11 protein-coding genes and 1 pseudogene are annotated in these 12,480 nt (G+C 71.9%); 4 read left to right on the plus strand and 8 right to left on the minus strand.

Features of this window, described 5'->3' with window-relative positions:
• Positions 1 to 125 precede the first annotated feature (125 nt).
• Entirely contained in the window at positions 126 to 842 is a 717-nt protein-coding gene (locus GSF22_RS22235; protein ID WP_208815674.1) for a maleylpyruvate isomerase family mycothiol-dependent enzyme, read from the plus strand.
• A gap of 8 nt (positions 843 to 850) precedes the next feature.
• A complete protein-coding gene (locus GSF22_RS22240) occupies positions 851 to 1,504 on the plus strand; it encodes an MBL fold metallo-hydrolase (RefSeq protein ID WP_208815675.1) in 654 nt (217 codons plus the stop codon).
• 90 nt (positions 1,505 to 1,594) lie between these two features.
• Here GSF22_RS22240 and GSF22_RS22245 read toward each other — a convergent pair whose 3' ends face one another.
• The 4 genes from GSF22_RS22245 to GSF22_RS22260 form a co-directional block, all read right to left on the minus strand.
• The gene (locus tag GSF22_RS22245; RefSeq protein WP_208815676.1) at positions 1,595 to 2,107 is read right to left on the minus strand and encodes a hypothetical protein; all 513 of its coding nucleotides are present in this window, start codon (positions 2,105 to 2,107) and stop codon (positions 1,595 to 1,597) included.
• Positions 2,108 to 2,381: 274 nt separating this feature from the next.
• A complete protein-coding gene (locus tag GSF22_RS22250; RefSeq protein ID WP_208815677.1) occupies positions 2,382 to 5,675 on the minus strand; it encodes an NACHT domain-containing protein in 3,294 nt (1,097 codons plus the stop codon).
• A gap of 129 nt (positions 5,676 to 5,804) precedes the next feature.
• On the minus strand, positions 5,805 to 6,419 hold the full coding sequence (locus GSF22_RS22255; RefSeq protein WP_208815678.1) for a DedA family protein: 615 nt from the start codon (positions 6,417 to 6,419) through the stop codon (positions 5,805 to 5,807).
• Positions 6,420 to 6,489: 70 nt separating this feature from the next.
• Positions 6,490 to 7,200, minus strand: coding sequence for a class I SAM-dependent methyltransferase (locus GSF22_RS22260; RefSeq protein WP_244368154.1), 711 nt, complete (start codon positions 7,198 to 7,200; stop codon positions 6,490 to 6,492).
• A 162-nt stretch (positions 7,201 to 7,362) separates the two neighbouring features.
• Between GSF22_RS22260 and GSF22_RS22265 the strand changes: the two genes are divergently transcribed.
• Positions 7,363 to 7,566 carry a cold-shock protein gene (locus GSF22_RS22265; protein ID WP_208815679.1) on the plus strand — a complete coding sequence of 68 codons (204 nt, stop codon included), beginning with the start codon at positions 7,363 to 7,365 and terminating at the stop codon, positions 7,564 to 7,566.
• Positions 7,567 to 7,620: 54 nt separating this feature from the next.
• On the opposite strand, the gene GSF22_RS22270 is transcribed toward GSF22_RS22265, so the two are convergent.
• The 3 genes from GSF22_RS22270 to GSF22_RS22280 all read right to left on the minus strand — a co-directional run bounded on the left by GSF22_RS22270 (position 7,621) and on the right by GSF22_RS22280 (position 9,982).
• Positions 7,621 to 8,427: a hypothetical protein gene (locus GSF22_RS22270; protein WP_208815680.1), complete on the minus strand. Its 807-nt coding sequence runs from the start codon at positions 8,425 to 8,427 to the stop codon at positions 7,621 to 7,623.
• Between the two features lie 323 nt (positions 8,428 to 8,750).
• On the minus strand, positions 8,751 to 9,284 hold the full coding sequence (locus tag GSF22_RS22275; RefSeq protein ID WP_208815681.1) for a hypothetical protein: 534 nt from the start codon (positions 9,282 to 9,284) through the stop codon (positions 8,751 to 8,753).
• A gap of 182 nt (positions 9,285 to 9,466) precedes the next feature.
• Entirely contained in the window at positions 9,467 to 9,982 is a 516-nt protein-coding gene (locus tag GSF22_RS22280; protein WP_208815684.1) for a MarR family winged helix-turn-helix transcriptional regulator, read from the minus strand.
• Positions 9,983 to 10,097: 115 nt separating this feature from the next.
• On the opposite strand from GSF22_RS22280, the gene GSF22_RS22285 reads away from it, so the two are divergent.
• Entirely contained in the window at positions 10,098 to 12,230 is a 2,133-nt protein-coding gene (locus GSF22_RS22285) for an MMPL family transporter (protein ID WP_208815682.1), read from the plus strand.
• A 58-nt stretch (positions 12,231 to 12,288) separates the two neighbouring features.
• Here the strand turns inward: GSF22_RS22285 and GSF22_RS22290 are convergent.
• Positions 12,289 to 12,480 (minus strand): annotated as a pseudogene (locus tag GSF22_RS22290) (DedA family protein); the annotation flags it as partial.

The following is a 12,480-nucleotide window of genomic DNA, read 5'->3' on the forward strand; positions in this document are numbered from 1 at the left end:
CCCCGACCGGCACCCCACCACCCCCGTCCGTGCGGCGACGCATCCGGGGCAGACGGTAGGTGGCCGGCCCGAACACGGAAAGCTATTTCCCTGGCGGCACCGTCCGGGACGGTTAGGGTCGGAGCGTGACGGCTGACCCGCTACTGCTCATCGGTGAGGTGGACAGCGCCACCGACCGCCTGCTGCGTACCGCGGCCACCTTCGACGAGGCCGCGCTGGCCGGGGAGTCGCTGCTGCCCGGCTGGACCCGGGGGCACGTCCTGGCCCACCTGGCCCGCAACGCCGACGCCCACGTCAACCTGCTCACCTCCGCGCGGACCGGCGAGCACATCCCGGCGTACCCGTCGCCGGCCGCCCGGGAGGCGGACATCGTCGCCGACGCGGCCCGCCCACCCGCGGCGCACCTGGACGACCTGCGCCGCAGCGCCGACCGGTTCGCCGAGGCGGTGGCCGCCATGCCGGCCCGGGCCTGGGCCGCCACCGTCCAGGCCAGCGGCGGTCCCCGGCTGGCGGCCACCCTGGTCTGGAGCCGGCTGCGGGAGGTGGAGGTGCACCATGTGGATCTCGCCGCCGGCTACCAGCCGGCGGACTGGCCGGAGGTGTTCGCGCACCGGCTGCTGCACGAGGTGACGACCGACCTCGGTGGGAACGCGGCGGCACCGTCGATGGTGCTGCGCTTCGACGGGAGCACGCACGAGCTGGTGGTCGGTGACCGGACGGCCGCACCGACGGTCACCGGCCCGGCCGCCGAGCTGGCCGCCTGGCTGGTCGGTCGATCATCCGGGGCTATGCTCACCGTCACGCCCGACGGGCCCCTGCCCACTCCCCCGCCCTGGAGATAGAGGACCACATGGCCTACAGCGGAGACGTCACTACCGGTGGTGCGCCCGACGTCCGCGACCTCGCCGCGTTGACCATCACCAAGGTCTCCGTCGGACCGATGGACAACAACGCCTACCTGCTGCGCTGCCGGGCCACCGGGGAACAGCTGCTCATCGACGCCGCCAACGAGGCACCCCGGCTGCTGGAGCTGGTCGGCGACGCGGGTCTGACCGCCGTGGTGAGCACCCACCAGCACATGGACCACTGGGTGGCGCTGGAGGAGGTGGTGGCCGCCACCGGGGCACGGTCGCTGGTGCACGCCGCGGACGCCGAGGGGCTGCCCATCCCGTCCGAGACCCTCACCGAGGGTGACACCGTGACCGTCGGTGACTGTCCGCTGGAGGTCATCCACATCGCCGGGCACACCCCGGGGTCGGTCGCGCTGCTCTACCGCGACCCGGACGGTATCCCGCACCTGTTCACCGGTGACTCCCTCTTCCCGGGTGGGGTCGGCAACACCGACCGGGATCCGCAGCGGTTCGCGTCCCTGATCGACGACGTCGAGCAGAAGCTGTTCGGCCGGCTGCCCGACGAGACCTGGTTCTACCCGGGGCACGGTAAGGATTCGACCATCGGCGCGCAGCGCCCGCACCTCGCCGAGTGGCGCGCCCGGGGCTGGTGAGACCGGCCGGGTCCGCGCCGGCTCCCGGCGGTTCCGAGCGGAGGAAGCCGCCCACCCGGGTCGGGTGGGCGGCTTCGCCGCTGCCGGCGGCTACCTGTCGTTGCGCAGGTTCACGATCACACCCTGGTTGGCGCAGGCGGTCTGCAGGCCCGCGATGTGGGCCCCCATCGGACCGATGAACGCCAATGCGCTCATCTCGTTGTCGTCGTCGAGCTGATTGATCTGCCACACCAGATCCAGCAGGGCGGTGCCGTGTTCGCGGATGTCCGCGTGGCGGGAGTCCTCGAACAGTTCCCGCGCCTCCCGGTACTCGGCCTCGGTGAGCTTGCTGTCGCGGTTGCCACCGTCGTTTCCGTTGATGCCCCTGCCGTCGCGCATGGCTTTACAGGCGGCGACGCCGGAGTCCTCGCGGAGGTAGCCGTCGTAGACGGCGTAGGCGACGGTGACGGCCATCAGCAACGCGAGTACGCCGGCCCCGGCGACGATGAGCGGCTTCCGGTTGGTGCCGACGCTCATGTCGGCGGGGTTCGGCGCGCTGGCGGGCTGTTCGGCCGGCGGCGGCTGACCGTAGGGGTCGCCAGCCTGCGGGGGCGGGTACGTCAAGGTTGTTCTCCTTGGTCTGGTGGGACCAGATTCATGCTGCTGCTTGGGGTGGATTCTGTGGGCCGGCTGTCGGATAGGCGACTGCGGTAGGGACGATCAGCTCCGTCGCTGCCGCGCAGTCCCCGGCCAGAATCCGCCTCGTCGCACGACACGATCCGTCGATCTTGCACTTCGGGCCCCAATTTTGCCCCTTTTGGAAATTATGCGGGGGCCGGAACTGCAAGATCGACGCTGCTGGGGCGGACCGGTGACTTCGCGGCCGGTGGCGGGCGGTTCACTTCCGCCAGGCCGGGTCCATCCGTTCCGACATCTCCCGCCAGAACGTCCGCAGGTCGTCCCGGTTGACCACCTGCCACGCCGGTCGTCCCGGCGAGTGGTACCAGTGCCCGACGAGATCGATCTGCCGGGCACAGAACGTCTCGTCCATCTGGTACGGCAACTCGTCCCCCTTCGGCGGCAGCGGGCACAGCCGGAACGGGCAGTCGTCGATGCAGGTGGAGCCGGGCTGCACGTCGTGCGCCTGCCGCCGGCTTAGGTTGACCCGCATGGCGGTACGGTCGATGGTGAGACAGGGTGGCAGGTCGGACCGACTCGCCCGGCTGAGGCGACGCGCCCGCTCCAGGTGGTCACGGCCCCGGTCGGCGAGGTTGAGCAGGAGCATCACGTCGGCCAGCAGCCGCTGCGCCCGGGGCTCCAGTACACCCCAGCCCAACGACGGGGGCAGCCACAGATCCTGCGCCCGGCGGATCTCGGGCTGCGGGCTGACCGACCCCACCCGCCCGACGATCTCCCGCTCGTCCACCCACAGGTGCCGTTCCGGATGACGGTCGATGAGTGCCTCGACGCACAGGTCCGCCGCTTCGGCGATCAGCGGGTGCTCCGATTCGCTGCCCGGGTGCGGGGCAGGCTCGCCGCCACCGGCGATGGAGGTCCAGTAGTTCACCAGGCCACGCGGATCCGACCCGTGACCCCGCTCGTGCAGGCCCTCCGCCGGGTCCCTGGGCAGGGCCAGCAGGGTGAGTGCCTGCATCAGCACCAGGTGCGAGTACCAGAAGCGGGAGTGCCGTAGTGCCTTCTCGGCCTCCTCCACCAGCAGGCTGCGGTGCGGTGGATACCAGCGGCAGTTGGCGGCCAGCCGGAAACCCTGCGCCAGGGTGATCTCGTAGATGCGGGCCCCGTCCGACATGTCGGTGGCCAGACGGTGCACCCAGTGCTGCAGGTTCCTGCCGGCCATGTCGAGCCAGTCGGGCTCGTCGCCGGGGTGCTCTCCGGAGGCGAACAGGAACAGCGCCGGGGCCAGCCAGGTCCGGAGCTGCTGGGCGCTCTCCCGGTGCTGTCCGGACCGCCCGTCGGGACGGTCGGCTGTCTCGTCGAGCAGGTCGCGCAACGCCTGGACCGTGGCGTTGCCGCCCCGGGCGAGTTCCCGGGCCGCCACCAGCCGGGGCAGGTACGAGGTCTCCGCGCCCATCATCTGGAACAACTGGCGGTACTGCGGACCAGGTCTCGGCCACACCCGCCGGACGATCGCGGCGCGGGACCTGTCTTGGGTCAGGCGGGCGGCCGCACCGAACCGGTACACCAGGGCGATCTTCGCGTCCTCCAGCGGTCGGTCGGTGATCGAACCGTCCCCCTGGTACCGCGGCCAGGCATCCCGGATCGTGTCGGCCAGCTTCCGGTGGAACGCGTGTCCCGTGGCCGCGTCCATCTCCAGGGCGGCCGCGAACATCTCCAGGGCCCGGGTGCGGTTGCCGGTCCGGACGGCCTCGGCGCGGAGCCGGTGGACCAGCACCGTCGACCGGAACCGGGTGGTCCGCACGTCGCGGGCACCCGGACCGGTGTCCCCGGACCGGCGGCGGGACCCGCTGAGCCGGCGCCAGCCCCGGTGCAGTGGCCGCTGCGAGCGTCCGTCCCGCCGTTCGAAGGTGCCGTCGCTCTGCGGGTAGAGGGTCAACGCGGTGAGCAGTTCCCGACCGGGGCCGTCGTTGCGGGTGAAGGCGTACTCCAGGAAGGCGTCGTCCCGCAGCGCGGCGGTCAGGTAGCGGGCACCGAGGTACGCCTGGACCACCCCGTGCTGGAAGCGCACCCCGTCCTGGTGTTTCACCACGATGTTCAGCTCCACGCCCGCCGTCTCGGCCAGCCCGACGTCCTGCGGGTTGTCGGGGTCGATCTTGCGGAGCCGGGACCTCAGCTCCGCCAGGATCCACCGCCGGCCGGCGTCCGGGCCACCGGTGCCGCCGGTCAGTTCGGCCGTCCGCACCACCAACCGGTTGTTCCGCAGGCCGATGCAGGCGAGGGCGGACAGGACCTCGATGGCGTCGCCCCGTTCGGTCTGCGGCACGCCGTAGTCCTCGTACAGGTCCCCGGCGATCATCGCGGCACACCATTCCTCCAGCAGTTTCCAGCGCGCCTCGGCCCGGCCCCGGCCGCACAGTTGGATCCCGTCGAGGCGGTCGACCTGGTACAGCTGACCGATGGCCCGCAGGTGGAACGGGGAGTCGGCGACGTCGGCCGCCTTGACCAGGGTGCTGATCCGGTCCCACCGGAACCCCGGGTCGTCGCGGCGGCCGTGCGCGCGCACGTACTCCAGTGCGGCCCCCTCGGCCAGGGGTTCCAGTTGGAGCAGCAGCGCGTTCAACCCGCGCAGCGGGTCCTCCGGACGGGACGCGATCACCAGTGGGAGGCGTTCCCGGACCGCGTCCGCGATCGCGGCCCGGACCATGCTGTCCCGGTCGCAGGGTTGCACCGCGTCGGCGAGGGCCTCCTCCAGTCCGTCGGCGAGCACGACGAGCCGGTTCTCCAGCCAGAGCCGCCGCCACACCTTGTCCGCCTCCCCCTCGGCGCGCAGCTGGGTGTCGATGGTCTGCTGGAACCGGGTGCGCGCGAGTTGCCGGAAGTTCAGCTCGCCGGGCGTGTTGACGCCGCGCAGCTCGATTCCGATCGGTACCACGTCGGTGCTCGCGAGCAGTTCCGCGAGGCGTACCAGGGTGGCGGTCTTGCCGGTGCCGATCCCGCCCACCAGGATCAGGGGACGCCGGGTGTGGTTGTCCCGCAGCCGCGCGATGATGAGTTCGCACAGTTCGTCGCGACCGACGATGCGAACGTCACCGATGTCCCGTTCGGCGCTGGGCATGACCATCTGGCGGTTCTCCAGGGCGTTGCGCCGGTACCAGCGACCGACCAGGAGGTACCGTCCGCCGAGGAAGACCGCCAGGCCCAGGGCCACGTACAGCGGCGCCTTCACGAACTCCTGGACCTGCCCGCAGTAGTACCCCCGTGGACCGTCCCCGGAGCACCACTGTGTGATGCGCAGCAGGCCGGGTTCCCTGCCCAGGACCACGAGCACCACGGAGTACAGCGTCCACAGCAGGAGCACCGAAGCACAGAACATGACGGCCCACCGCAGCCTGCGGTGGTACCGCCAGCCCAGTCTGCCGCTGGCCCGCTGGTCCAGGTCCCGGCGCCGGATCCGCTCGACGTGCCGCTCACGGCGGGTACGCCAGCGGCGCCGGAACTGTCGCAGCCACAGGTCAGCCGCCCAGACCAGACCATGCTTCGACCGACGACGCATCGACACCCCCGTGCTCGGCTTGCGTCGGATCCCCGGCGGAGACCTCGGCCTCCTCCGTCCGCCGCCCACGCTAGTGCTCCGGGTACCGGGTGGTGGCCTGTTCGGTGGTCTGGTCTCGGTCCGGGTCGGTCAGCCGGTGGCGGTCACCGCACGCAGCCGGCGCCGGGTGGCCAGCAGCACCAGTCCGCCGAGGAGCAGTCCGACGGTCATCGTGCCGACCATGGCGAACGACCCGCCGGGCAGCAGCCCGCCGAGGACCCGACCGAGACTGCCGAGCAGGACGTAGAGCCCGGTCCAGAGCGCCGCGCCGAGGGCCGCGCTGGCCAGGAACCGCCGGTACGACATGCGCAGGCCACCGGCGGCCAACGGCAGCAGGGCGTTGAACACCGGCAGGAACGGCGCGACCAGCACCATCCGGCCGCCGCCCCGGCGCAGCACACCCTCGGCGGCGGTCCACCGGGCCTCGCCGATCCACGAGCCGACCCGGCTGTGCCGCATCCGGTCACCGAAGAGCCGGCCGGCGAGGAACGTCATCGACCAGCCGGAGAGGCAGCCGGCGACCACGGCGGCGTACGCGCCCACGCCGGCGGCGGGACGACTCACCCCGACCACGGCGAGCACCGCCACGTCACCCGGGACGAGCACCCCGACCAGCGGGATGGCGTCGAGCAGCATCACCACCCCGAGCGCCGTCATGAGCAGCCCCGGGGGCAGCTCGCCGATCCGAGTCAGCTGGTCCTGCATACCCGCACGCTATGCGGCTGCGGCCGGTGCCGGCATCGGGCGCGGCACCCGGATCCCCCCTGATCTTCGATCAGGGGATTTCCCCGGGTAGGGGTGCTCCGCACGCCAGCCGCAGCACCTGCACCCGGGGCACCGGACCGTCCACGAACGCCTCGGTGGTCGGTACCCGGTAGCTCGCCACCACCTGCATCCGGTCCACCGGTAGGTGCCCCCGTCCCGGGTCACCGACCAGCACCGCCGCCCCGCTGGCGGCGACGCGTTCCAGGAACGGTAGGACCCGGGCGGCCATCGGGGCGTCGTAGAAGACGTCCCCGGCCAGGAGCAGGTCCGTCCGGGGTACGGAGTCCAGCAGGTCACCGTCGGCGCAGGTGACGCGTACCCCGTTGACCCCGGCGTTGAGCGCGACGGCCGCGGCGGCGTACGGGTCGATGTCGTTGGCGGTGACCGACGCGGCACCGGCCAGGGCGGCGGCGATGCCGGCGAGACCGGATCCGGTGGCCAGGTCGAGTACCCGCCGCCCGGCGACCACCTGCGGATGGTCGAGCAGGTACCGCGCGAGGGCCTGCCCGCCCGCCCAGACCGAGGCCCAGTACGGCGGCGGCAGCCGGTGTCCCACTTCGGCCTCCATCCGGGCCCACCAGACGATGGCGTCCTCGGCGAGGTGCAACCGGACCTCGGGGACGAACGGCGCGGCCACCAGCCGTAGCCGGTCGAGCCCGTCGTCTCCGGCGGAGACCTTGCGCCGCAGGTCGGCCAGAGCGGCGTCGGTGAGGGTCTCCATCAGCGCAAGCATGCCGCACGGCAGGGCCATCGGGGTGAGGTTCGGCACGGCGACCCGCCGCTTCGGCCCGCATGTTCCGCGTCGGGTCGCTACTGTCAGGGGCGTACGGGGCGATCACCGGCACGCCGCCGGGGATCTCCCGCCTGGCACAGGGAGAGATGCATGGCAACCGGCACGGTCAAGTGGTTCAACTCGGAAAAGGGCTTCGGCTTCATCGAGCAGGACGGTGGCGGCCCCGACGTCTTCGTCCACTACTCGGCGATCGCCTCCAGCGGCTACCGGGAGCTGAACGAGGGCCAGAAGGTCGAGTTCGAGGTGGTGCAGGGGCAGAAGGGCCCGCAGGCGGACAACGTCCGGCCGATGTAGTGCTTGCCGGCGGGGCGGTGCCGGTCACCGCCCCGCCGGGCCTGCCCGTCGGGCTCAGCTGACCAGTCGACGGGCCAGTTCGTCGGCGACCTGCTGGGCCAGGGTCGGCGGGATCGCCGAGGCGATCGCCGTCGGGGTGAGGGTGGCGAGCACCCCGGCCACGATGGCCGGTTCGTCGGTGAAGTCCCGCACCAGGAGCTGGGCGACCTGCTGGGTGAGCAGGTCGATCTTCTGTTCGGCGCTGACCGCGGCGTTACGTGCCTCGGCGAGCAGCTGCCCGGCGGTCCGGCGGCTGTCGCCGCTGCCGAACTGGGCGCCCCAGATCTCGCTGACGGTGGGCATGTCGTCCTCCTTGGGGAGCAGACCGATCTCGGTGAGATAGCGGCGGTACAGCGGTGTCTCGTCCCGACCGGCCTTGGTGGCGTCGCGGAAGTAGCTGACGTGGGTGTGGGTGAGGTGACTGCTGTCCCCGGTGGTGCGTCGGGCCAGCCGGTCCCACCGCCGGACCACCACACCGTCCGGCGAGTAGATGACCTCCCGGATGTCCTGGGTGTCGGCGGTGCCGGCCGTGCACTGGGCCACGCACCAGGTGGAGAAGGTGCGCAGGTTGTGGCTGCGGCCGGCGACGGTCACCGAGAACGTGCCGATGTCGATCGCCGACGCGTAGCGAGTCAGGCCGGAACTGTCGCGGGGTGACTCGACCACGGAGTAGTCGTTCGTCGTCACCCGGTCCGAGCCACAGTGGTAGCCGCCGACGTGGTGCGCGTCGCCGACGATGCCGACGCTTGCCGGCGCGAGGTTGTCGAGATGGTCGAGGAGCAGACTGCGGACGGCGAGCAGGTTCGCTGGAGCCTCGGTCATACGGCCCCCTTCACTTCCCCTCACCATTACGGTGAGTATTGATTCGGGTTGTCCAAGGTCACCCTGCAACGGAGCGGCAGGCGCCTCGCAAACCCCAACACATCGGTGCGCATCATCGCACCGATAGGGCAACCCTATCCACGGGCAGCGACATAAGACCAGCTCAGGGATGCTTTTCTGAGACCGGAACCCGACTGCTCGGTCCACCCACGGTTGACGCGCGGGCAGACTCTCCGGAGACGGCCCGGGAGTATCCACAAGGCCGATCGATCCAACCGACAGTGATTCTCCGCAGCGCTGGGCCGGTTCGGTGCGGCGCGCGGTCAACCGGCGGGGCGGCGCACCGGTTCGCGCACCAGTCCGATCTCGACCAGGTAGCGGCGGATCAGGGGTCGCTGGTCACGGTTCGCCTTGATGGCGTCCCGGAAGAAGCTGACGTGGGTGTGTATCCGGTGCGAGTTGTCGCCGGTGTCGCGCTTGGCCAGCCGGTCCCACCGCTTGACCACCTGACCGTCGGGTGAGTAGATGACCTCCCGGATGTCCTGGCTGTCCACCGTGTTCTCCACGCACTGGGCGACCAGCCAGCGGGAGAAGGTCCGCAGGTCGTGGGTCTGGCCGGCGACCTGTACGTCGAACCTGCCGATGTCGAGGGCCGCGGCGTGGTCGGTCAACCCGGCCCGGTCCCGGGGCGACTCGACCACGGAGTAGTCGTCGGTCACCACCCGGTCCGAGCCGCAGTGGTAGCCGCCGACATGGTCCTCGTCGCCGACGATGCCGAGCGACGCCGGCGTGAGGTCGTCGAAGTGATCGAGAAACAGCCGGCGTAGCGCCAGGAGGTTCTCCGGAGCCCTGGTCATGTCGTTCCCCCCGTCACGTCGCTGCGTCGCCCGCCGGTCCGGGTCACCGCGCGACCCCGCCCCGGCCGAGCCGGGCGCGGCACGAGCAGGTGGGCCGACGGCGTCCACCGCCTCGGACGTTACGGCAGCAGCGGCCACCAGGACGGCGAATCGCGACGCGGAGCAGCGATACCGCTCCGGGTTCAGGCCGGCGGTCGGCGGACCGGGTCGGGCCGGGCCGCGCGGACGGCGTCCCGGTGGTCCCGCATCGAGTCGGCCATCGCGGCGAGGAACCGGTGGACGGTCTCCAGTTCCTCGTCGGTGAAGCCGGCCATCACGTCGTCGCTGCGCCGCCCGAGCGGCCGGAAGAAGGCGATGGCCAGTGCGGCGCCCTGGTCGGCGTAGTGCAGGAAGACCTTGCGCCGGTCGGCGGTGTCCCGGTCACGACGCAGGTGCCCGGCCCGTTCCAACCGGTCGACCAGGGCGGTGACCGAGCCGGAGGAGATGTTCAACTCCTCCCCCAGCCGCCCGGGGGTGATCGGCGCACCCCTGCGTTCGGCGTCCATCACCGCGATCAGGGCCTGCAGGTCGGTGGCGTTGAGCCCGTGCAGGCCGGCGAAGGCGTGCCCGATGTGCTGCGCGTCGATCGAGTACCGCCGGAGCGTGTCGGTGATCTCGGCAGCCAGCCATTCCCGTCGGGTCCTCCTCGACCGGTACATGCTCTCGGCTGCCATGTCGCTGGACTCTTCTCCCCGCCGGCTCGCTTGCGGTTGCAGCATAACTCAGCTCCCGATAATCTCGCTTATCAAGATACTCGACAATCGGGAGATACCCATGAGCGCACTGCGCGCCGCCGGCCAGCGACTGGCCGGCGTGGTCACCGGTAGATGGAGCGCCTGGGTCGTCCTGCTGCTCGCGGTACTGGTCTCCGGTGGCCTGATCGCCGCCGGCGGTGAGGCCCGCAGCAGCAACGACCCCACCGCCGCCCTGCCCGACACCGCCGACTCGGTCCGGGTCGCCCAACTGCAACGCCAACTGCCCAGCGGCCAGCTCAACCCCGCCCTGGTGGTCTACTCCCGCGACGGCGCGGCCCTGACCGGCGCCGACGAGCAGGCCATCGCCGCCGACGCCACCGCGTTCGCCGGCATCGCGCAGCGCACCCCCGGCGGCGGACAGATCTCCCCGCCGGTCTTCTCCCCCGACCGCAAGGCCGCCCTGCTCGCCGTCCCGCTGCCCGCCGACGCCGGCATCGAGACCATCGGCACCACCGTCGACGAACTGCGCACCATCAGCCGTGACGGCCTCCCCGCCGGGATGACCGCCCAGGTCACCGGCGGCGCCGGCTTCACCGCCGACGTCGCGTCCGCCTTCGACGGCGCCAACGTCACCCTGCTGCTGGTCACCGTCGCCGTGGTCGCCGTACTGCTCATCGTCACCTACCGCAGCCCCTGGCTCTGGCTGGTCCCGCTGGCCGTGGTCGGCACCGCCGACGTGGTCAGCAACGCGCTCATCTCGATGGTCAGCCGGGCCACCGACATCACCATCGACCCCTCCACCACCGGCATCGTCGACGTCATCGTCTTCGGCGCCGGCACCAACTACGCGCTGCTGCTGATCGCCCGCTACCGCGAGGAACTGCGCCGCCGCACCGACCGTCGGGAGGCCCTGCGGCGGGCCCTGACCTCCGCCGGACCGGCCATCGCGGCCAGCGCCGCGACCGTCTGCCTGAGCCTGCTCACCCTGCTCACCGCCGTACTCGGCAACGACCGGGCGATCGGCATGGCCGGCGCGGTCGGCATCGCCACCGCCGCGGTCTACGGGCTGATCGTGCTCCCCGCCGCCCTGGCCGTCTGCGGACGCGGTCTGTTCTGGCCGTTCGTCCCCCGGCCGGGACAGAGCGACCCCACCCGCACCGGCATCTGGGCCCGGGTCGGCAACCTGGTCGCCCGCCGCCCCCGCGCGGTCCTGGTCGGCTCCCTGGTCCTGCTCACCCTGCTCGCCGCCGGCCTGTACGACGCCCGGCTCGGCCTGAGCAAGACCGAACAGTTCCGGGTACAGGCCGAATCGATCGACGGCCTGAACACGTTGAGCCGCTACTTCCCGGCCGGTGCCGCCGACCCGACGGTCGTCGTCGCCCGCGCCGACGCCGAGGCACCCGTCCTCGCCGCCGCCCAGGCGACCCCCGGGGTGGCCGCGGTCCGGCCCACCGAACGGGCCAACGGCCTGGTCGCCATCGACGTGGTGCTCACCGCCGAACCCGACAGCGCCGCCAGCTACGACACCATCCGCGAGCTACGCGACCGGGTGGGCGCCGTGGACGGCGCCGAAGCCCTGGTCGGCGGTACCGTCGCCACGAACCTCGACACCCGCGACGCCGCCGTCCGGGACCTGAAGGTGGTCGTACCGCTCATCCTCGCGGTCGTCCTGCTGGTACTGATCCTGCTGCTGCGTTCCCTGCTGGCCCCGCTGATCCTGGTCGCCACCGTGGTGGCCACCTTCTTCGCCGCCCTCGGCGCCAGCAACTTCCTGTTCACCGGCTGGCTGGACTACGCCGCCCTGGACACCAGCGTGCCGCTGCTGTCGTTCCTGTTCCTGGTCGCCCTCGGCGTGGACTACAACATCTTCCTCGCCACCCGCGCCCGGGAGGAGGCGGTCACCGAGGGCACCCGCCAGGGGGTACTGATCTCCCTCGCGGTCACCGGCGGGGTGATCACCAGCGCCGGCATCCTGCTCGCGGCGGTCTTCGCCGTCCTCGGGGTGCTGCCCCTGGTCACCCTCACCGAGATCGGCATCATCGTCGGCCTGGGCGTACTGCTGGACACCCTGCTGGTCCGGACGCTGCTGGTGCCGTCGATCGCGGTGCTGCTGGACCGCCGGTTCTGGTGGCCCAGCGCACTGTCCCGCCCAACCGACCAGCCGACCGGACCGGCCGCCGCGCCCCGCCACCCGGAGACCGTCGCTTCCTGACCGGGGCGCCTGCGGGAACCCGGGTACGCCGCCGTCCGGTGCCCACCGGACGGCGGCGTCACGGCGCCGGTACCCCCGGAGACACCGGCACCGGTGCCACCGGCGGCGCATCCCCGACCGCCCGGTCCCGGGTCGCCCAGGCCACCATGAACACCGCCGTCCAGGCCACCCCCAGCAGCACCGCGCCGACCGTCTCGCTGGCCAGGTTGAAACCCAGATAGAGCCGGGCCCCGGCGACGAGGACCACCCC

It is taken from the genome of Micromonospora echinofusca (assembly GCF_017614955.1).
Lineage (GTDB): Bacteria > Actinomycetota > Actinomycetes > Mycobacteriales > Micromonosporaceae > Micromonospora > Micromonospora echinofusca_A.